The sequence below is a fragment of the Streptomyces glomeratus genome (genome assembly GCF_021462825.1).
In the GTDB taxonomy this organism is placed as follows: domain Bacteria; phylum Actinomycetota; class Actinomycetes; order Streptomycetales; family Streptomycetaceae; genus Streptomyces; species Streptomyces glomeratus.
This window is the reverse complement of sequence record NZ_JAKEEB010000006.1, coordinates 256,923-278,320: the sequence shown is the minus strand read 5'-3', so window position 1 is coordinate 278,320 and position 21,398 is coordinate 256,923. Positions and strand designations below refer to the sequence as shown.

At 72.8% G+C, this 21,398-nt stretch carries 11 protein-coding genes; 8 read left to right on the top strand and 3 right to left on the bottom strand.

The annotated features are described in order from the left end of the window. Positions 1-237: 237 nt before the first annotated feature. The 5 genes from pelF (at position 238) to moeZ (ending at position 6,649) form a co-directional block, all read left to right on the top strand. A complete protein-coding gene (pelF, locus tag LZ604_RS10240) occupies positions 238-1,965 on the top strand; it encodes a GT4 family glycosyltransferase PelF (RefSeq protein ID WP_234514278.1) in 1,728 nt (575 codons plus the stop codon). Between the two features lie 512 nt (positions 1,966-2,477). After that, positions 2,478-3,524 (top strand): hypothetical protein, encoded by a 1,047-nt coding sequence (locus LZ604_RS10235; RefSeq protein ID WP_372482121.1) that lies wholly within the window; start codon positions 2,478-2,480, stop codon positions 3,522-3,524. A gap of 186 nt (positions 3,525-3,710) precedes the next feature. Further along, positions 3,711-4,670 carry an NAD-dependent epimerase/dehydratase family protein gene (locus tag LZ604_RS10230; RefSeq protein ID WP_234514277.1) on the top strand — a complete coding sequence of 320 codons (960 nt, stop codon included), beginning with the start codon at positions 3,711-3,713 and terminating at the stop codon, positions 4,668-4,670. Beyond that, a complete protein-coding gene (locus tag LZ604_RS10225; RefSeq protein ID WP_234514276.1) occupies positions 4,658-5,407 on the top strand; it encodes a spherulation-specific family 4 protein in 750 nt (249 codons plus the stop codon). The genes LZ604_RS10230 and LZ604_RS10225 overlap by 13 nt, the downstream gene beginning before the upstream one ends. A 63-nt stretch (positions 5,408-5,470) precedes the next feature. Next, entirely contained in the window at positions 5,471-6,649 is a 1,179-nt protein-coding gene (gene moeZ, locus LZ604_RS10220; protein ID WP_234514275.1) for an adenylyltransferase/sulfurtransferase MoeZ, read from the top strand. Between the two features lie 186 nt (positions 6,650-6,835). Here moeZ and LZ604_RS10215 read toward each other — a convergent pair whose 3' ends face one another. The 3 genes from LZ604_RS10215 to LZ604_RS10205 form a co-directional block, all read right to left on the bottom strand. Further along, positions 6,836-8,377: an alpha/beta hydrolase gene (locus LZ604_RS10215; protein ID WP_234514274.1), complete on the bottom strand. Its 1,542-nt coding sequence runs from the start codon at positions 8,375-8,377 to the stop codon at positions 6,836-6,838. Between the two features lie 128 nt (positions 8,378-8,505). Then, on the bottom strand, positions 8,506-10,050 hold the full coding sequence (locus LZ604_RS10210) for an alpha/beta hydrolase (protein ID WP_234514273.1): 1,545 nt from the start codon (positions 10,048-10,050) through the stop codon (positions 8,506-8,508). 94 nt (positions 10,051-10,144) lie between these two features. Continuing rightward, on the bottom strand, positions 10,145-13,153 hold the full coding sequence (locus tag LZ604_RS10205; RefSeq protein ID WP_234514272.1) for a lysylphosphatidylglycerol synthetase family protein: 3,009 nt from the start codon (positions 13,151-13,153) through the stop codon (positions 10,145-10,147). Between the two features lie 186 nt (positions 13,154-13,339). Here LZ604_RS10205 and LZ604_RS10200 point away from each other — a divergent pair, with 186 nt between their 5' ends. From LZ604_RS10200 to LZ604_RS10190, 3 genes are all read left to right on the top strand, one after another. Further along, positions 13,340-13,705 carry an MGMT family protein gene (locus LZ604_RS10200; RefSeq protein WP_234514271.1) on the top strand — a complete coding sequence of 122 codons (366 nt, stop codon included), beginning with the start codon at positions 13,340-13,342 and terminating at the stop codon, positions 13,703-13,705. A gap of 395 nt (positions 13,706-14,100) precedes the next feature. Beyond that, a complete protein-coding gene (locus LZ604_RS10195) occupies positions 14,101-17,553 on the top strand; it encodes an ATP-dependent helicase (RefSeq protein ID WP_234514270.1) in 3,453 nt (1,150 codons plus the stop codon). 248 nt (positions 17,554-17,801) lie between these two features. Next, complete coding sequence (locus tag LZ604_RS10190) at positions 17,802-21,398, top strand: ATP-dependent helicase (RefSeq protein ID WP_234514269.1); 3,597 nt, start codon at positions 17,802-17,804, stop codon at positions 21,396-21,398.

The window sequence follows — 21,398 nt, the reverse complement described above, 5'->3', positions numbered from 1 at the left end:
AGGTGCTCGCGACGGCTGAGCCGCCGTCCGGCAGGAGGTGCCGCACGATGGCTCGCGATCGCGCGATTCCTTGACACGAGTGAACGCGGTCTGCACGCGAAAGTTACGACCGTTCACCCCTTTTGATGGCGCGACGGACAACCGTCCGTCGCGCCACCGCCTCGTCCGCTTACGTTCGTCCCGCTGCGAGCCGTCGGCGCAACGGCGGCTCCCATATGGGAGATCGGGGGTGCACTCGTGCGCATCGGACTGCTTACGGAGGGTGGCTATCCGTATGTGAGCGGTGACGCCAGGCTTTGGTGCGACCGGCTCGTGCGCGGACTCAGGCAGCACGAGTTCGAGATCTACGCGCTCAGCCGCACCGAGCGGCAGGAGGCCGAGGGCTGGATCCCGTTGCCGCCGCAGGTCGCCCGGGTGCGGACGGCCCCCCTGTGGACCGCGGGGGACGACGGGTCCATCCAGGGGCGCCGGGCACGACGGCGGTTCACCGAGACGTACGCGGAACTGGCCGCCGTCATCTCCACGGCACGGCAACCAGGGGCGCCGCAGGACGCTCCGGAAACCGACGGCCCCGAGGCGGACCGTTTCGGCAGTGCGCTGTACGCGCTTGCCGAACTCGCCCGCGACACGGGTGGACTGATCGGCGCCCTGCGGTCCGAAGCCGCCGTGCGGGCCCTGGAACAGGCCTGCCGCGCACCACGCGCCCTACAGGCGGTGCGCACGGTGCGCGTCTCCGAGCTGCTCCGGACGGCCGCCCATCTCGAACGTGCCCTGCGCCCCCTCTCGCTCGACTGGTACGAGGACGACGGGCTCGGCTCGGTCGACCTGTGCCATGCCACCGCGGGCGGCACCGCGGCCCTGCCCGGGCTCCTCGCCCGGCACTTCACCGGAATCCCGCTGCTCGTCACCGAGTACGGCGTACAGCTCCGGGCGCACTACCTGGGGACCTCTCACGAGACACCCCCCGCGGTGCGCGCACTGCTCGCCTCCTTCCACCGCCTGCTGGCCGCGGAGGTCTACCACCGGGCCGCGTGCGTCACACCCGGCAACACCCACGCCCGCCGCTGGCAGGAACGCTGCGGCGCCGACCGCGACAAGCTCCGCACCGTCTACCCCGGCATGGAGGCCTCCCGCTTCACGGAGGTGGGCGAGGCGACCGACCGCGTGGACCCCCGCACGCTGGTCTGGGTCGGCCGCGTCGAACCGGCGAAGGACCTGATCTGCCTGCTCCACGCCTTCGCCGAGATCCGCAAGGAGGAGCCGAGGACCCGGCTGCGGATCGTCGGGGCCCCGGCGGGCGCCGAGGGCACGGCCTACCTCGGGCAGTGCAGGACGCTGGCCGCGCAGCTCTTCCCCGACGAAGCCGACGGCGTGCACGAGATCGGTGACAACCCGGTGTCCTTCGAGGAGATCGGCGGCCCGGAGGCGCCCGATCTGCCGGACGCCTACGCGGCGGGCGCCGTGGTCGTCCTGTCGAGCGTCGTCGAAGGCTTTCCCATCAGCCTGGTGGAGGCCATGTTCTGCGGCCGCGCGACGGTGTCCACGGACGTGGGCGCCGTGGTGGAGGTCATCGGCGGCACGGGCCTCGTCGTCCCGCCGCGCAACCCGCGCGCGCTCGCCGAGGCGTGCCTGGCGCTGCTGCGCGACCCCGAGCGCCGTGAGCGCCTCGGCGCGGCCGCCCGCGCCCGAGCCCTCGAACTGTTCACCGTGGAGCAGAACGTCGCGGCCTTCCACGACCTGTACCTGGAGATCGTCTCCCACTCGCCCGTGCGGCGCGTACTCGTGGACCGCACCGGTGAGCCGCTGCCCTTCGGGGCACCGGCGGAGGCCCATCTGCCCGGCCGCTGGACCGAGCCGAGACTGCCGCGCGGCCGCCCCCGCTGGGCGTGGGAGCCGGGAGAGGCGACGCCCACCGTACGCGCCACCGGCTTCCAGGAAGCCGTCCCGGCGGCGAAGGGCGCGTGATGAGCGGCTTGGAAGAACTGCACCGCCTCGGCACCACGGCCCCCGCAACCACCCAGGACCCGGCTCCGGCCGACGGGCTCACGACCGGCCTTGCCGCGGTCGAGCCCAGGCTTGCCGAGGGCACGGACCCGGCCCCCGGCCCCTCCGTCCGCCGTGGCGTCGCGGGGTCCGGGTCGCCCGGGGGTGTGGACCCGTTCTCCGTGCCCCCGTCCTGCGGTGACGCAGCCGAGTCGGTCCCAGCCCGCCGTGGCGCCGCAGGGTCCGGGTCGCCCGGGGGTGTGGACCCGTCCCCCGTGCCCCCGGCCTGCGGTGACGCAGCCGAGTCGGTCCCCGCCCGCCGTGGCGCTGCGGGGTCCGGGTCTCCCCGGGGTGTGGACCCGTCCCCCGTGCCTCCGGCCTGCGGTGGCGCAGCCGAGTCGGTCCCCGCCCGCCGTGGCGCTGCGGGGTCCGGGTCTCCCGGGGGTGTGGACCCGTCCTCCAGGTCACCCGCCCGCGGTGGCGCGGTAGACCCCGTGAAGGCCCTCATGCACCGGCACCGCGACCTGTGCGAGCGGGCCGTCGACCCCCTGGAGATCGCGGCCGGGCTCGAGGCCCACGGGCTGACCGACCGCGCCGCCGCGCGCTTCCGGCACCGGGATGTGTTCTCGCTCGCCGAGGAGATGTACGCGCGCGTACCCCGTGACGGCGAGCGCCCCCCACCGTCGCCGGCCCCGGCGGACGCCCTCCGTGAGTCCTGGGCGTGGGCCGCACCGGCTCTGCTGCCGGGCGTCCTGTGCACAGCCGCCGTCATCGCGTTCCGGCTCACCGACGGCAGGCTGCGCCTCGCGGCCGCCGCACTGGGCGCCCTCGCCGTCGCGCTCGGACTCCGCGCGGCCCTCGCCCGCGGCGCCCTGCGCGCCCCGGCGCGCCACTCACCCGCCGCCACGCGCGCGTGGACATGCTGGCTCCTCGTCTACGCACTGCTCGGCGACGGCCTGCTACGCGCCGCACTGGACGGCGGTCCCCACGGGCCCTGGCCTCCGGCCACCGCGCCGCTCCTCGGCCTCGCCCTGGCCTGCGCACCGGCCATCTGGTGCGCCCGGCTCTTCGCCGCGGGCGCCCGCCGCCGGCTCGCCGCCAGCCGGGGACTGACGGAGTTCACATCGTCGGTCACCCCGCTCCTCCTCGCCGTCGTCGCTCTCTTCGTCTGCGCACTGGCCGCCCTGCTCACGCTGTGCGCAGCCGTCCTCCACCAAGGCGCCGGCTACGCCGGAGCCGGCGCCCTGGGCACGCTCCTGCTGCTCGCCCGGCTGCTCACCGCCTACGGCCACAGCCGCGCCCCGGCCGTCGTCCTCGGCGCCGCGACCGCCGCCGAGGCCACCGCCCTGGCCACGGCCTTCGCGGGCCGCCTGCCCGGCTGCGGATTCCTGGCCACCCCGGTGCGCGCCCTGGCCGACGCCTTCGGCACGAACGCCGTCCCCGCCCTGGTCTGCGCGCCGGCGGCCCTGGCCCTGCTGATCCACGCGACCCGCACCCTGACCCGGGCCTCGGCCCATGCCCGGCCCCCGGGATCACCCTGAGCCCGGCCAATGGCAGCCCGCACCGCCGGCGCCATGAGCCGCAACCGCTGCCCGGGACCCGCTCCCGTGCACGTTCCTCCCGCGGGGCCGACACCGCGGGCCCCTCTCATCCCACGGCACCACCCCTGAAGGAGAAAGCCAGATGATCACCTCCCGAATCGGAGAATCCGCCCCGGGAGCCGCCCGATGAGGGTCCTGCTGATCGGAGCCAACGGATACCTCGGCCGCTTCGTCGCCGACCGCCTGCTCGCCGATCCGGCCGTGCAGCTCACCGCGCTCGGCCGCGGCGACGACGCCGACGTACGGTTCGATCTCGCGTCCGGCAGCCCCGGCGCACTCACCCGCTTCCTGGACGCCGTTCACCCCGGCGTCGTCATCAACTGCGCCGGCGCCATCCGCGGCGGCGCCCGCGAACTCGCCCGGCACAACACCGTCGCCGTCGCCACCATCTGCGAGGCCCTGCGCCGCAGCGGATGCGGGGCCCGCCTGGTGCAGATCGGCTGCGGCGCCGAGTACGGGCCCAGCCAGCCCGGCTCCTCCACTGCCGAGGACGCCGTGCCGCGGCCCGGCGGCCCGTACGGCGTCAGCAAGCTCGCCGCCACCGAACTCGTCCTCGGCTCCGGGCTCGACGCCGTCGTACTCCGCGTGTTCTCGCCCGCCGGGCCCGGCACACCCGCCGGATCCCCGCTCGGCCGCCTCGCCGAGGCGCTGCGCCGCGCCATGCAGTCGGGCGACGGCGAACTCAAACTCGGCGGCCTCGGCGTACAGCGCGACTTCGTCGACGTACGCGACGTCGCCCGCGCCGTCCACGCCGCGTCCCTGTCCGCCGCGCAAGGCGTGATCAACATCGGCTCGGGCCGCGCCGTGCGCCTGCGGGACGCGGCCTCCGTGCTCGCGCGGGTGGCCGGCTACGGCGGGGCCCTGCACGAACTCGACGGACCTCCCGGGCCGGTGCGGCCGTCCATCGGCCACCCCCGCACGGAATCGGAGCATCCCGCCCCGATCGCCTACCCCTACCCCGACGGCTGCGGCAGCTGGCAGCAGGCCGATGTGCGTACCGCCCGCGACCGGCTCGGCTGGCGGCCCCGGATCAACCTCGAGGAGTCCCTGGCCGACATCTGGATGGAGGCGGCGTGCCGCATCTGACCAGCACCACGACAGACACCGCGAGCACCGGTCTGGGCGTCGGCCTCGGCATCCCCGGATACGCGCACCCCCTGGTCGCCCCCGCGGAATGGGGTGCGCTCACCCGCCCGGGCACCCCGGTGCACTGGGCCGTGCTCAATGTGAGCGACGGCCCCGGCACCCTCCCCGACCCGCACTGCCTGGAGGCCACGGGACGCCTGCGCACCGCGGGTGTCCGGGTTCTCGGTCACCTCGACGTCACCCAGGGCGCACGACCGTTCGGGGAGGTGATCTCCGACGCTCACCGCTACCTCGACTGGTACCGGGTCGACGGCTTCCTCCTGGACCGGTGCCCCACCGACCGCGTCGCGCTCCCCGAGATCCACCGCGTGATCACCACGCTCCGGGCGCTCCTCGGCCACGGGCACATCGTCCTGGGGCACGGCACCCACCCCTACCCCGGATACGCCGAGAACGCCGACCAGCTGGTCACCTTCTCCGGCTCCTGGAACGACTACCGCTGGTCGCAGGTGGCCGAGTGGACCGCCGAGTACCCGCCCGAGCGGTTCTGCCACTTCGTGCACGGGGTGCCGCGCGGCCATCTGGAGGAGGCGCTGCGCATCGCCCGCTGGCAGGGCGCGGGAACCATCTGGTTCACCGACCGCACGGCCCGCGGCGGCTGCAGCGACCCCTGGGAGACCATGCCCGGCTACTGGGACGACATCGTCTCGCGCCTCGGAACAGGTGTCTCGGAATGAAGAAGGGCGTGGCAGTGTTACGAGGAGAACAACCGTAGTGATTGACCGACCAACGGAGTCCCCGTGTCGCTGCCACCCCTGGTCGAGCCGGCTGCCGAGCTCACCGTAGACGAGGTTCGCAGGTACTCCCGCCACCTGATCATCCCGGACGTCGGGATGGACGGGCAGAAGCGGCTGAAGAACGCCAAGGTGCTCTGTGTGGGCGCCGGCGGTCTGGGTTCGCCGGCGCTGATGTACCTGGCCGCGGCGGGCGTGGGAACGCTCGGCATCGTGGAGTTCGACGAGGTCGACGAGTCGAACCTCCAGCGGCAGATCATCCACAGCCAGGCCGACATCGGCCGCTCCAAGGCCGAGTCGGCGCGCGACACGGTCAAGGGCATCAACCCCTACGTGAACGTGATCCTTCACGAGGAGCGGCTCGAGGCCGACAACGTGATGGACATCTTCAGCCAGTACGACCTGATCGTCGACGGCACGGACAACTTCGCGACCCGCTACCTGGTCAACGACGCGTGCGTGCTGCTGAACAAGCCGTATGTCTGGGGCTCGATCTACCGCTTCGACGGCCAGGCCTCCGTCTTCTGGTCGGAGCACGGCCCCTGCTACCGCTGCCTGTACCCGGAGCCCCCGCCGCCGGGCATGGTCCCCTCCTGCGCCGAGGGCGGCGTGCTGGGCGTGCTGTGCGCGTCCATCGGCTCCATCCAGGTCACCGAAGCGATCAAGGTCCTCACCGGCACCGGCGAGCCGCTGGTGGGCCGGCTGATGGTCTACGACGCCCTGGAGATGCAGTACCGCCAGGTCAAGGTCCGCAAGGACCCCAACTGCGCGGTCTGCGGCGAGAACCCCACCGTCACCGAGCTGATCGACTACGAGGCCTTCTGCGGCGTCGTCTCCGAGGAGGCCCAGGCGGCGGCCGCCGGCTCGACGATCACTCCCAAGCAGCTCAAGGAGTGGATCGACGACGGCGAGAGCATCGACATCATCGACGTCCGCGAGCCGAACGAGTACGAGATCGTCTCCATCCCGGGCGCCCGGCTGATCCCGAAGAACGAGTTCCTCCTGGGCGCGGCCCTGCAGAACCTGCCGCAGGACAAGAAGATCGTCCTGCACTGCAAGACGGGTGTCCGCAGTGCGGAAGTCCTCGCCGTCCTGAAGTCGGCGGGCTTCGCGGACGCGGTTCACGTCGGCGGCGGCGTCATCGGCTGGGTCAACCAGATCGAGCCGGACAAGCCGGTGTACTGACCGGCGGTCCCGCCGACCAGCACGACAGAACAGGCCCACGGCTCTGACCGGTTCAGATGCTGTGGGCCTCTGTCGTGGCCGGACGCTCAGCCGTCTCGCACCGGGCGGTGGGCCCTATCCGCTCAGGCCAGGCCTTCGGGGAACCAGGTCACTCCGCGGCCCGCCCGGAGGCGTGCGCGCGCAGCCTCAGGCACAGATCTCGCCGTCCTTCGGAACCGTGCCGTCCAGGAGGTACCCGTTCACCGTCGAGTCCACGCAGGCGCTTCCGCTTCCGTACGCGCCGTGGCCCTCGCCCTTCCAGGTGAGCTCGACACCGACGCCCTTGCCCAGCCCGTCGGCCATCTTGCGGGCGCCCTCGTACGGAGTCGCCGGGTCCCCGGTGTTGCCCACCAGCAGCACGGGCGCGGCTCCCGGCGCACTGACCTCCGCGTGGTCGACCTGTCCGGCCACCGGCCAGTCGTGGCACCAGCCGACCGTGTCCCAGCCCAGATAGTCGCCGAACACGGGCGAAATCCTCTCGAACTCCGGCAGCAGTCGCCTCACCTGCCCGGCCGTCGGCCGCTGCTTCTCGTCCAGGCACGATATGACCCGCTGTGAGTGCGTTGTCGTGCCGTAATGCCCGAGGGCGTCGCGGTCGTTGTACTCGTCGGCCAGCCGCAGCAGTTCGGAGCCGTTCCCGTTCTGCGCTGCCTTGAGGGCGCTGGTGAGGATGGGCCAGCTCTCCTTGCTGTAGAGCGGCAGGACGATGCCGGTGAGGGCCAGGGTCTGGGTGAGCTTGCGACCGGACGACGTGGGCAGCGGCTTGGCGTCGATCCGCTTGAGCATGGCCGCTATCTTCCGGGAGCCCTGCCGGGGGTCCTGGCCCGTCGACGCGAGGTAGTTGTCGAGCGCGCGCTGGAAACCCCGGGTCTGGTTCTTCGCATGGCCCAGGCTGTCGGCGGTCGGGTCGACCACGGCGTCCAGCACCATCCGCCCCACGTTCTGCGGGAACAGGTGGGCGTACACACCGCCCAGTTCGGTGCCGTACGAGATGCCGAAGTAGTGCATCGTCCGGTCGCCGAGGACCTGGCGCATCAGGTCCATGTCGCGTGCGGTGTCGGTCGTCGACACGTGTGCGATCAGCTTCCCGGCCGCCTTCGCACACCCCCTGCCGAAGTCGACGGCGTCATCCAGGTACGCCTTCTCCTCGGCGGCGTCGTCCGGTGTGGCGTCGATGGACTCGGCCGCCTGGATCGCCCTGTCGCTGCGGCAGCGGACGCCTTCGCTCCGGCCGACTCCGCGCGGATCCCAGCTCACCAGGTCGTATCGCTCGTGGAGCGTGGAGACCGCGCTCGCGTACGACGGCATCGTCGCGATGCCGGAGCCGCCGGGGCCCCCGAAGTTGAACAGGAGCGAGCCTATGCGCTGGTCGCCGGTCGCCTTCGATCGGATCAGTGCGAGGCCGATCGTGTCACCGTCCGGCTTCGACCAGTCCAGTGGCGCCTTCAGCGTCGCGCACAGCCAGTCGCCGCCCGGCACCGAAGCGCCCTTGCACCGGCTCCACTTGAGCTTCTGGCCGGTGAGCGAGGCGGGCAGTCCCGGCCCTTCGGCCTGCCGCGGCGCCGACACCGGCGCACCCGAGCGGCCCTTGCCGTCGTCGTCCGTCCCCGAGCCGGACGAACCGCTGCCGCAGCCGGTGATCAGCAGAGCGGCCGCGACCGCGGCCGTCCACCGTGCGAAACGTGGCATGTGCATCCCCCTCACGAGCTCTCCGCACGGAGCAGCGGGGAGCGGTCAGGCCATAGTAGGCGGATCGAACCGAGCCCATGGCTGCCTGTGGACAACAGTCTGACCTGCACTTTTCCTCCGTCCGGGGATCAGGAGCAGACGGTGCCCGCCGCGGGGACCCTGCCGTTCAGCAGGTAGTTGTTGACGGCGGTCTGCACACACTTGTTCTTGCTGTCGTACGAACCGTGCCCCTGGCCCTTGTACGTCAGCTCCACGCCGACACCGGGTCCGAGCGCCTGCACCATCCTCCTCGCCCCCTCGTACGGGGTGGCCGGGTCGCCGGTGTTGCCGATCACGAGAATCGGCGGGGCGCCGGGTGCGCTCACGTCCGGGTGGACGGCGGCTCCGGCCACGGGCCAGTTGGTGCAGCTGAGCAGGCCCCAGGCCAGATAGTCGCCGAACAGCGGAGAGGCGGCCCGGAACCGCGGCAGCTGCGCCTTCACATCGGCGACGGTGTACCGGGGCTTCTGGTCCGCGCAGTTGATCGCGACGTTCGCGGGGATGAGATTGCTGTACTGGCCGTTCTCGTTGCGCCCGTTCAGCGCGTCCGACAGCGCCATCAGCACCTTGCCGTTGCCCGCGTACGCCTGTACCAGCCCCTCGGTGAGGTATCCCCAGAAGTCCTTGGAGTACAGGGCCTGCGCGATGCCGTTGGTGGCGGCGGTCTGGGTCAGGCGACGGGGGAAGATGCCGGGGATCGGCTTCTCGTCGAGGTCCTTGAGCAGTTTGGCGATCCGGTTCTTGACGTCGCTCGGGGTGCGGCCGACCGGGCAGCCCGTGCTCTTCGAGGTGCAGTCCCGGGCGTAGTTGTCCAGCGCGAGCTGGAAGCCCTTGGCCTGTGCGAGCGAGCCCTGTACCGGGTCGCCCGTCGGGTCGACGACCGCGTCGAGGACGGCCCGTCCCACGTTCTTGGGGAACAGGTGTGCGTAGACGGCGCCGAGTTCGGTGCCGTACGAGATGCCGAAGTAGTGCAGCCTGGCGTCGCCGAGCACCTTGCGCATCAGGTCCATGTCGCGGGCGGCCTCGGTGGTGCGCACATAGGGCAGGACGCGGCCCGAGCGCTGCCGGCAGCCCTTGTTGAACTGCTTGATGCTGTTCAGGAAAGTGCTCTGCTCGGCCGCGGTGTCGGGCGTCATGTCCTGCTGGAAGAACGCGTCGAGCTGCTGGTCGTCCTCGCACTCGACGCCCGCGCTGCGGCCGACCCCGCGTGGATCGAAGCTCACCAGGTCGTAGCGGGTGCGCAGGGTCTCGTAGTCCGGCGCGAAGGCGGGCAGTGCGGTGATTCCGGAGCCGCCGGGACCGCCGAAGTTGAACACGAGGGACCCGATCCGCTTGCTCGGGGGACCGCTGGACTTCACCCGGATCAGTGCGATCCCGATGGTGCCGCTGGTGGGGTCGTTCCAGTTCAGGGGCGCCTTCATGGTCGTGCACTGCCACCGGCCGCCGTGCGGCAGGGGAGGGGGAGCACTGCCGCCGCCCTCCGACTCGGACGGCGCGGGGCAGTCCTTCCAGATCAGCTTCTGACTCGACAACTCCCCGTCCACGAAGCCGCCGGCGCAGCCCGCCATCAAGGAGGGCAGGACGACGGCGGCGGCGGTCAGGGCGGCGGTCCGGATGCGGAAGCGGTTCGGCATGCTCCCATCGTGGGGCCGTACGGGGCGGAGCGCTCGGGGCATGACCCGTGCGGGTGAGCCGCCCCCTCCACGGCGGCCGCCCTCGTACGCGTGCCTACAGCGCTTCCTTGCGCGTCAGATGGTTGAAGAACAGCCACCCCGGCAGGACCGGCAGCCACAGGGTCAGCAGCCGGTACAGCAGCACCGCGGGCGCCGCGACCTCCTTGGGCAGGCCGACGGCGATGAGACCCACCGTGAGCGTCGCCTCGACCGCGCCCACGCCGCCGGGGGTGGGGGCGGCCGAACCGAGCGCGTTGCCCGCCAGGAACACCACCGCGACACTGGCCAGGCTCAGGGTGGTGTGCTCCTCGTGCCCGAACGCCCGGATCGAGGCGTCCAGGCACATCACGAAGCACGCGGTCAGCAGCAGCATGCCGCCGATGCCGGTGACCAGCTTCTGCGGCCGCTGCAGCACGTCGAGCATGCGCGGCACGACACCCGCGAACAGCGACCTCACGCGCGTGACGACGAATTTCCGCAGGAACGGCACGGACGTCACGACCAGCACGAGCACCGCGACCGTCAGCAGACCGGCGATGACGGTGCGGGACGGCGACAGCGACGGCGTCTTCTCGGTGCCGGTGAGATAGCCGAACGAGAGCAGCATCAGCACATGGCAGCCGAGCCCGAACAGTTGCGAGGCGCCGACGCTCGCCACCGCCAGCCCCGGCCGCACTCCCGCCCGCTGCAGGAAGCGCGTGTTGAGCGCGACACCGCCGACCGCCGCGGGCGCCACGATCTTCACGAACGACCCGGCGACCTGTGCCGCCACGGCCCGCAGGAACGGCACCCGCTCGGGCACGAAGCCGAGCAGCGCCATCGCCGCCGCGACGTAGCTCAACGCGGAGAAGAAAACGGCGGCCGCCACCCAGCCCCACTGGGCGTTGGCGAAGAGCGTGCCGAACTCGATGTGTGTGAGCTGTGTCAGCAGGAAGTACGCGCCGATGGCGCCGGCGATGAAACTGATCAGCGTGCGCGGCCGCACCCGCTCCAGACGGGCCGGTTCGACCGGCGCCTGCGGCCTGATGCGCAGTACCTGATGGCGGATCTGGGTGAGGAGATCCTCCTCGCGCGCCTCCTCCAGGGCCTCGTCGATCGCTCGTTTCTCCGCCCGCTGCTCGGCACGTACGGCTTTCTTGTCGGGCTTGTCCAGGACGACCCCGGTGGTGTCGCCCGCTTCCGCACGGGCCAGCTTGTCCTGCCGGGAGGCCTCCAGAACCGCTTCCCGCTCGCGCTGGGACCGCTCCCGGGCCAGTTTCCGCAGCGTCGCGCGCGTGGAGCGCGTCAGGGCGATCGGCTGCAGCATGGGCAGGCAGTCGGCGACCGCGTCCGGGCCGAGCACGGTGACCGCGGAGGCCACCGCCCGTCGGGCGCCGACCCGCAGTCCGAGCGTGGCCAGCAGCTGTGCGATGTCCATCCGGAGCACCAGATCGCCGGCCGCGATCTCGCCACTGCGCAGGTCGGTGAGGATGACGGTGCCGGAACGATCCACCACGATGGCGTCGCCGGCGAGCCGGCGGTGCGCGATGCGCCGCGACTGCAGCGCCCGCACCTGGTGCCAGGTGTCGTGCAGCAGCCCGTCGGTGATCTCCTCGTCGGCCAGCTGGTCCAGAGTGCGGCCGCCGGTGTGTTCGTAGACGAGCATCACCGCGTCGGGGCCCAGCTCGGACGTCGCGATCAGCTTGGGCGCGTTGGCGCCGGCCGCGATGGCCGCGTACGCGAGGAGCGCCTCCTGCTCCAGGGCCTGGCGCAGCGACTGAAGGCTGCTGCGGGTGGTGATCCCGCGCAGTGTCAGGCGCCGCCACACCCGGTAGAAGAAGCCCTGTGCCTGCTGCTCGCGGTCGACGACCGTGACGTCCAGGGGCGGGCCGTCTTCCAGCGTGACGAAGTAGCGCCGGCCGCGGTCGCCGTTCTCCGCCGTGTCGGGCGTCTCCTCGCGCGCCGCGCTCACCGGGCGGAAGCCCACGGTGCGCAGGCCCGCCATCAGGGTCCGCCCGGTGGGCCGTACGTTCGGCGAGCCGACCGCGTACAGCGTCCCCGCCGCGACGCTCCAGCCGATCAGCACCGTCAGGATGATCGAGAACGGTGTCGTGTAGCCCGTGACCAGCATGGAGAAGGCGTCGAGCAGCAGCACCACCCACAGCACGGCACGCCAGCGCGGTCTGCGGGACATGCCCACAGCCGTCATATAGGCGATGACGGGCGCGAGATAGCCGTGCACCGGGTCGGTCAGGGCGTGGATGTCCCCGGGGGAGGGCTGGGTGAGCGCGTCCTGGATCGAGGGCGGTGCGCCCCTGGCGACCCACAGGTCCGTGGCGAGGGTCACCCCATGGGCGAGAACCGCCGCGAGGACGCCGTCGGCGATGCGCAGACCGTCCCGCTTGATCAGCCGTTCGATCGCGAAGGCGACCGGCACCAGCAGGATGGCGATGCTCGACGCCAGACCCGCGATATTGATCAGGAGATCGGGTGCCTGTCCCGTGCCCTTGTTGATGTCCTGTTCGAGCCCCGAGGTGGTGCCGTGCGCGAACGCGGCGATGGCGAGCAGCACCGCGATCGCGAGGATGCCCACCAGGAGGCGCATCAGGTCGGACGGACGGTGCACGCGTGCGGGGAGCAGCGGTTCGTCGCCCTCCACCTCGTCGTTGGGGGCGTCGGCAGGGGCCGAGTGAGGGGCGTGCGGCAGCGGAGCGTCCTTCTCCGGGCCGCCCTGGGCGTCCGTCCCCGGGTCTTGGGTGTCCTTCGCCGGGTCTCGGGTGTCCTTCGCCGGGTCCTGGGTGTCCTTCCCCGGGTCTTGGGTGTCCTTCGCCGGGTCCTGGGTGTCCTTCCCCCGCGGGCCGTCGTCCTCGTCGTGTGTCTGCGCTTCGTCGTGTGCCTGCACTTCGTCGTGCGCCTGCACTTCGTCGTGCGCCTGCGCTTCGTCGTGCGCCTGCGCCTCCTCGTGCGCCCGCGTCTTCTTGTGCGCGTCTTCGCCCGCGTCACGCCCCGCGGCGGCGGTGTCCGGGCGCGACGAACCCTCAGAGGTACCCTCCGCTCCGTCGGGGTGCACTCCCTGCTGCTTCATCGTCTCTTCTTGGTCTCGTATCACCGGTCACCGCCCGCACGATGGTGGCATGCTCCCCCGACACACGGGGGCATCAGGGTGCAAATGCGGGGGCGCACAGTCTGCCCGAAGCGCCGCGCCCGGGCGAGGGCCGTGCCCGGCCGCTCTCCCCTCACATTGTCGGTGGCGTGCGGCAGGATGGGGCGGATGAGCGAGCAGAGCCCTCCGGTGGACGCCCTGCCGGAATACGCGGAACGGGTCCTTGACCTGGCCGAACGCATCCCGCCGGGGCGCGTCATGACGTACGGGGACGTGGCCGAGTGGCTGGAGGAGGGTGGCCCGCGCCAGGTGGGCCGTGTGATGGCCCTCTACGGGGGAGCGGTCCCCTGGTGGCGCGTGGTCCGTGCCGACGGAGTGCTTCTTCCCGGCCACGAACTGGACGCCCTCGGCCACTACCGGCAGGAGGGCACCCCCTTGCGGGAGGCCGGCCGCGCGTCCGAGGGGCATCTGCCGCGCGTGGACATGAAGCGGGCGCGATGGGACGGCGACGAATGCGCGAAAGGTCACACCTGACAGCTTCCGGCATCGGAGGCGCCTGAGGGGAAGCCGTGGCCCGTACGGGGGAAGCGCGGCACGTCCGTGACATGTCGTACGTTCGTGCAATGAGGGACTGCGGGGATCGGAGGGTCCATCGGGAACAGAGTGACGCCAGGGGCCTCCGGCAACAGGGTGACCCCAGGGGCGTTCGGCAACAGGATGACCCCAGGGACCTTCGGGAACAGGGCGAAGGCCTGCTTCCGCAACCTTCCCGGGCGTAGCGTCAACGGCGCGCGTCCCCCTCATCCCACGGCCACCGCCGTCCCCGCCCGGTGGCTCCGCCACCCGCGGCCCGACCACCACCCCCCGACGACGGCGCCCCGCGCCGACAGCGATAAGTCCGAGCACGACCACCAGGACCGGCGAACCACGTGAGCTCCTCTTCCTCCACCAGGCGCCTGCCGCACCCCGAGGTGCGGCAGGGGAGCCGTGGCGCTTACCGACTGGTGCGTACCCCGCCCGTCCGGGTGGATCCCCCTCGACTGGACGCAACGCAGCGCGACGTGGTTGACCACCGGGCCGGCCCCCTGCTCGTCCTCGCGGGCCCGGGCACCGGCAAGACGACCACGCTCGTGGAGTCCGTGGCCGCCCGGATCGCCCGCGGCGGTGACGCGGAACGCATCCTGGTGCTGACCTTCAGCCGAAAGGCCGCCGTCGACCTGCGGGACCGCATGGCGCTGCGCACGGGCACGGCACACGCACCGCAGGCCACCACGTTCCACTCGTTCTGCTACGCCCTGGTCCGCGCCCACCAGGACAGCGACCTCTTCGTCGAGCCCCTGCGGCTGCTGTCCGGTCCCGAGCAGGACGTGGCCGTGCGCGAGCTGCTCGCCGGGCAGCCCGACCTCGAGCGCCTCGGCCTCGCGCATGTGCGCTGGCCCGACGAACTCCGCGCCTGCCTCACCACACGCGGCTTCGCCGACGAGGTGCGCGCCGTGCTGGCCCGCAGCCGTGAACTCGGCCTGGGCCCCGGGGCCCTGCGCCGCTTCGCCCGGCGCATAGGCCGCCCCGACTGGGAGGCCGCCTCCGCGTTCCTCGCCGAGTACCTGGACGTCCTCGACCTCCAGGGAGTCATCGACTACGCGGAGCTGGTCCACCGCGCCGTGCTGCTGGCCCGCCGCCCCGAGGTCGCCTCGCGGCTGGCCGCCCGGTACGACGCGATCTACGTGGACGAGTACCAGGACACCGACCCGGCGCAGGTCCGGCTGCTGCGGGCCCTCGCGGGCGGCGGGAGGACCCTGGTGGCCTTCGGCGACCCCGACCAGTCGATCTACGCGTTCCGGGGCGCCGACGTGGGCGGCATCCTGGACTTCCCGAGCACCTTCCCCCGCCCGGACGGCACCCCCGCGCCCGTGCACGTCCTGCGGACGTCCCGTCGCTCCGGCGCCACTCTTCTCGCCGCCACCCGGCTGCTGACCCAGCGCATGCCGCTCACCCGCCTCCCGGCGGACAAGGTGCGCGCCCACCGGGAACTCGCGGCGGTTCGGGACGGGGGCCGCGTCGAGGTCTACACGTACCCCACGCCCGGTACGGAACTGGACAACATCGCGGACATCCTGCGCCGGGCACACCTGGAGGACGGCGTCCCCTGGCGCGAGATGGCCGTTCTCGTACGCGCCGGAGCCCGCAGCATCCCGACGGTCCGCCGCACCCTCACCGCCGCCGGAGTCCCTCTCGACATCGACGGAGACGACCTGCCGCTGCGTCACGAGCCGGCCGTGACACCCCTGCTGACGGCACTGCGCGCGGTGGCCCGGGCGGAAGCCGGGCACATCGACCCCGGCACGCACGCCCGTCCACAGTCCGGCGGGGACGCGCAGGGCGCCGCGTACACCGATCACGGTACGCACGCCCGTCCCCAGTCCGACGGGGACGCGCAGGGCGCCGCGTACACCGATCACGGCACCGGTGAGGCCGCACACGACGAGACGCCTCCCGAGCCCTGGCTCGACACCGAGACCGCGCTCACCCTGCTCACCTCCCCCCTGGCCGGGATGGACGCCGCCGACCTGCGGCGCCTGGGCCGTGCCCTGCGCGAGGAGGAGCGGGCCGCCGGCAACCCCGTACCGCCGCCCTCCGACCAGCTGCTCGCGCGGGCCCTGGCCGAACCGGAGCGTCTGGTGGCGCACGACCCCGCGTACGCGCGCGGAGCCCAGCGCCTGGGCGCGCTGCTCCGGAAGGCACGTGAACGGCTCGCGGGCGGCGGCACGGCCGAGGAGGCCCTGTGGGAACTGTGGGACGGCACCCCATGGCCCAAGCGACTGGAGAGCGCCTCCCGGCGCGGCGGTGCCGCAGGCCGCAACGCGGACCGCGACCTCGACGCCGTATGCGCCCTGTTCGCGACCGCGGCGCGCGCCGAGGAGCGCACCGGCGGCCGGGGCGCCCTCAACTTCCTGGAGGAGATCGAGGCCCAGGACATCGCCGCCGACACGCTGACCCGCCGGGCCGTACGCCCCGACGCCGTACGCCTGATGACCGCGCACCGCTCCAAGGGCCTCCAGTGGCGCCTGGTCGTCGTCGCCGGGGTCCAGGAAGGCCTGTGGCCCGACCTGCGCCGCCGAGGCTCCCTGCTGGAGGCCGACCGCATCGGCCGCGACGGACTCGCCGAACCCCTCACCCCCGGCGCACTGCTGGCGGAGGAACGCCGACTGTTCTACGTCGCCTGCACACGCGCGCGTGAACGCCTGGTCGTGACCGCGGTCAAGGCTCCCGCCGACGACGGCGACCAGCCCTCCCGCTTCCTCACCGAACTCGGTGCCGAACCCAGGGACGTGACCGGCCGCCCGCGTCGCCCGCTGTCCGTCGCCGCTCTCGTCGCCGAACTGCGCGCCACCACCGTCGACCCGAGCGCTTCCGACGTCCTCAGGGACGCCGCCGCCCGGCGGCTGGCCCGGCTCGCCGCGCTCACGGACGACGACGGCCGGCCCCTCGTGCCCTCCGCGCACCCCTACCGCTGGTGGGGCATGTGGGACCAGACCGAGAGCAAGGTGCCGCTGCGCGACCGCGACCACCCCGTGGTGCTCTCCGGCAGTGCGCTCGACCAGCTCGCGAACACCTGTGCCTTGCAGTGGTTCCTCGGGCGCGAGGTGAAAGCGGACGCACCAGCGACGGCCGCCCAGGGCTTCGGCAACGTGGTGCACGTCCTCGCCGACGAGGTCGCCTCCGGACGCACCCCCGCCGACCTCGACGTCCTCATGGAACGCCTCGACTCGGTGTGGAACGCGCTCGCCTTCGACGCGCCGTGGAAGTCCGAGCAGGAGAAGCACCACGCGCGCGTGGCGCTCGAACGCTTCCTGAAGTGGCACGTCGACTCCAACGGCGTCCGCGCCGGGCGCACCCCGGTGGCCAGCGAGCACGACTTCGACGTCACCCTCGAGGCGGGCGACTACCAGGTCCGTGTCCGCGGCTCGATGGACCGTGTCGAGACGGACGGCGAGGGCCGCGCCTACGTCGTCGACTTCAAGACCGGCAAGCAGACGCCCAGCGCCGCCGAGGTGGCCCGCCATCCGCAGCTCGCCGTCTACCAGCTGGCCGTGCGCGAGGGCGCCGTCGACGACGCCTTCGACGGCCGGCGGCCCGAACCGGGCGGCGCCGAGCTCGTCCAGCTGCGTCAGGGCGCAGCCAAGAAGGACGGCGGCGACGGCCTGCCCAAGGTGCAGGCGCAGGAGCCCCTCGACGGGCAGTGGGCCGGCGAGCTGCTGGCCACCGCCGCGGGCAAGGTCCTCGACGAACGGTTCTCCCCGGCCGCCGGGCAGCACTGCACCCACTGCGCCTTCCGCGCCTCGTGCAGCGCACGGCCCGAGGGCCGCCACGTCGTGGACTGAGCCGGAGGCCGGAGGCCGGAGGCCGGAAAGGTGAGCGGGTACCGGCACAGTGGCCGACTACCGACTACCGACTACCGACTACCGGCACAGTGGCCGACTACCGGAACAGTGGCTGATTATCGCAACAGTGAGCGCATGCACGAGTACCGCGGTGTGACACACGGCACCAGGCGCGCCGACCAGCGCTTCTCCAGCCCCGGCCGACGATCCGGCGCCCGCTGTCAGTGGCCCCCGCTAGCCTCTCCGACGTGCCCGCCCGTATCACCGACCCCGAGCAGCTCAAAGAGCTCCTCGGCATCCCGTTCACCCCGGAGCAGACGGCCTGCATCATCGCGCCGCCCGCCCCGCAGGTGATCGTGGCCGGAGCCGGATCGGGCAAGACCACGGTGATGGCCGCCCGCGTGGTGTGGCTGGTGGGCACCGGACAGGTCGCACCCGAGCAGGTCCTCGGCCTCACCTTCACCAACAAGGCGGCCGGTGAACTCGCCGAGCGCGTCCGCACCGCACTGGTCAAGGCGGGCGTCACCGACCCGGACGTCATCGACCCCGACAACCCGCCCGGCGAACCCGTGATCTCCACGTACCACGCCTTCGCCGGCCGCCTGCTCACCGACCACGGCCTGCGCATCGGCCTGGAACCAGCCTCCCGGCTCCTCGCCGACGCCACCCGCTACCAGCTCGCCGCGCGCGTGCTGCGCGAGGCCCCCGGCCCCTACCCGGCGCTCACCCGCTCCTTCCCCGACCTCGTCAGCGACCTCCTCACCCTCGACTCCGAACTGTCCGAACACCTCGTACGGCCGGAGGAGCTGCGCGCCCACGACGCCGCACTGCTGCACACCCTGGAGCGCGTCCGGCTCACCAACGCCGACCTGCGCAAGGTCCCCGAGACGGCCGCCGCCCGCCGGGACCTGGCCGAGCTGGTCGGTCGGTACCGCGCGGCCAAACGCGAACGCGACCTCTTGGACTTCGGCGACCAGATCGCCCTCTCGGCGGCCCTCGCGCGCCTCCCCGAGGTCGGCCGCATCCTGCGCGACGAGTACCGCGTCGTCCTCCTCGACGAGTACCAGGACACCTCGGTGGCCCAGCGCGTCCTGCTCGCCGGGCTCTTCGGCGGCGGCACCGGCCACCCCGTGACCGCCGTCGGCGACCCCTGCCAGGCGATCTACGGCTGGCGCGGCGCGTCCGTCGCCAACCTGGACGACTTCCCCGAGCACTTCCCGCACGCCGACGGCCGCCCCGCCACCCGCCAGGCCCTCAGCGAGAACCGCCGCAGCGGCGGCCGCCTGCTCGACCTCGCCAACGGCCTCGCCGAGCCGTTGCGCGCGATGCACGCGGGCGTGGAGGCCCTCCGCCCCGCCCCGGGTGCCGAACACGACGGACAGGTCCGCTGCGCCCTGCTGCGCACCCACGCCGAGGAGATCGACTGGATCGCCGACTCCCTCGCCCACCTCGTGCGCACCGGCACCGCGCCCGGCGAGATCGCGGTCCTGTGCCGCACGGCGACCGACTTCGCCCAGATCCAGGGAGCGCTCGTCGCCCGCGACATCCCGGTCGAGGTGGTGGGCCTGTCCGGACTGCTGCACCTGCCCGAGGTCGCCGACCTCGTCGCGGTCTGCGAAGTCCTCCAGGACCCCGGCGCCAACGCCTCCCTGGTCCGCCTGCTCACCGGGCCGCGCTGGCGCATCGGCCCCCGCGACCTCGCACTCCTGGGCCGGCGTGCCCGGCTCCTCGTCTCCCACGCACGCGCGGGAGACGACGACCCGGACCGACGGCTCGCCGCAGCCGTCGAAGGCGTGGACCCCTCCGAGGTGATCTCGCTCGCGGACGCCCTCGACACCTTCCTGGAGCTGCCCCTGGAGGCCGGTCGCGAGGACGACGGGCTGCCGTTCTCCACCGACGCGCGCGTACGGTTCGCCCGCCTCGCCACCGAACTGCGCGAACTGCGCCGCTCCCTCGCCGACCCGCTGATGGACGTCCTGCACCGCGTGCTCGCCGTCACCGGCCTGGAGGTCGAGCTGTCCGCCTCCCCGCACGCCCTGGCCGCCCGCCGCCGCGAGACGCTGTCGAACTTCCTGGACGTCGCCGCGTCCTTCGCCGCCAACGACCCAGACGCCTCCCTGCTGGCCTTCCTCGGCTTCCTGCGCACCGCCGCCCAGTACGAGAAGGGCCTCGACAACGCACTGCCCGGCGGCGAGAACACCGTCAAGGTCCTCACCGCGCACAAGTCCAAGGGCCTGGAGTGGGACGTCGTCGCCGTCCCCGGACTGGTCACCGGCACCTTCCCCAGCAGCCAGGGCCGCGAGAAGTGGACCGCCCAGGGCAAGGTGCTGCCCCACGCCCTGCGCGGGGACGCCGACACCCTGCCGGACGTCGAATCCTGGGACTCCCGGGGCATCAAGGCCTTCCACGAGGCCATGAAGGAACACCAGCACACCGAGGAGCTCCGCCTCGGCTACGTCACCTTCACCCGCCCCCGTTCCCTGCTGCTCGGCTCCGGCCACTGGTGGGGCCCGTCGCAGAAACGCCCCCGCGGGCCCTCCGCCTTCCTCCGGGCTCTCCACGACCACTGCGCCGCCGGGTACGGCGAGATCGAGGTCTGGGCCGACGAGCCCGCAGAGGACGAGGAGAACCCGGCACTGCACGAGGCCGCCGCCGACCAGGCATGGCCGCTGCCGCTCGACGAGGCGGCACTCGCCCGCCGCAGGGCCGCCGCCCAGACCGTCCTGTCGCACCTGGAGCAGGTCACGTCGCCGGGCGCCCCCCACACCGCTGCCGCCCACGGCGTCTCCGCCCACAGCCCCTCCGCCGACGACCCCTCCGCATACGACGACCCGGAGTGGCCGCCTCCACCGGACGACGAAGAGCTGTACGGGCCGGACGAAGAAGATCGCCTCGGGCCGGACGACGACACGTACGACCCGGACGACGACGCGTACGGTCCCGACGCCGACCCGTACGGACCGGACGACGAAGACCCCCACCGGCCGGACATCGGGACGAGCCACCGGCCGCCGGCCCCGCCGGCAGCCGCACCTCACACGCGCGTGCCCCCCGCCGTCCGCACCCCGGCCGTCCCGCACCCCCGCCGGCACCCCGCCGAGGACGTCCCCGCGCTCACCCCGGAGGAGACCCGCACCGTCGCCTCCTGGGATCGCGACCTGGACGCCCTCACCGGGGAACTGCTGCGCGCCCGCACGGCCGTCACCGACGTACCCCTGCCGCCGTCCCTGACCGCCTCCCAGGTACTGCGGCTGGCCGCCGACCCCGACGGGCTCGCACAGGAACTCGCACGCCCCATGCCCCGCCCCCCGCAACCCGCGGCGCGCCGAGGCACCCGCTTCCACGCCTGGGTCGAGGCGCGCTTCGAGGAACTGCGTCTGCCCATGCTGGAGCCCGAAGAGCTGCCCGGCAGCGAGGCCGAGATCGCCGACGAACGCGACCTGGAGGCCCTCAAGGGCGCCTTCGAACACACCCCCTATGCACAGCGCACCCCCTACCGCGTCGAAGCCCCCTTCCAGCTCGCCATCGCCGGACGCGTCGTCCGCGGCCGCATCGACGCCGTCTACCGCACGGACGACGGCGACGGGACGTCGTACGAGATCGTCGACTGGAAGACCGGCCGCACCCGCACCGGCGACCCGCTGCAGCTCGCCCTGTACCGGCTCGCCTGGGCCGAACAGCAGAACGTTCCCCTGGACACCGTCAAGGCCGCGTTCCTCTACGTCCGCAGCGGCGAGGTCGTACGCCCCGAGGGCCTCCCGGACCGGGCCGCGCTCGAGCGGCTGCTGCTCGGGGAGCCCCCCGGCCGGGAACCGGCGGACCAGGACGACGGCGCGGGCCGATAG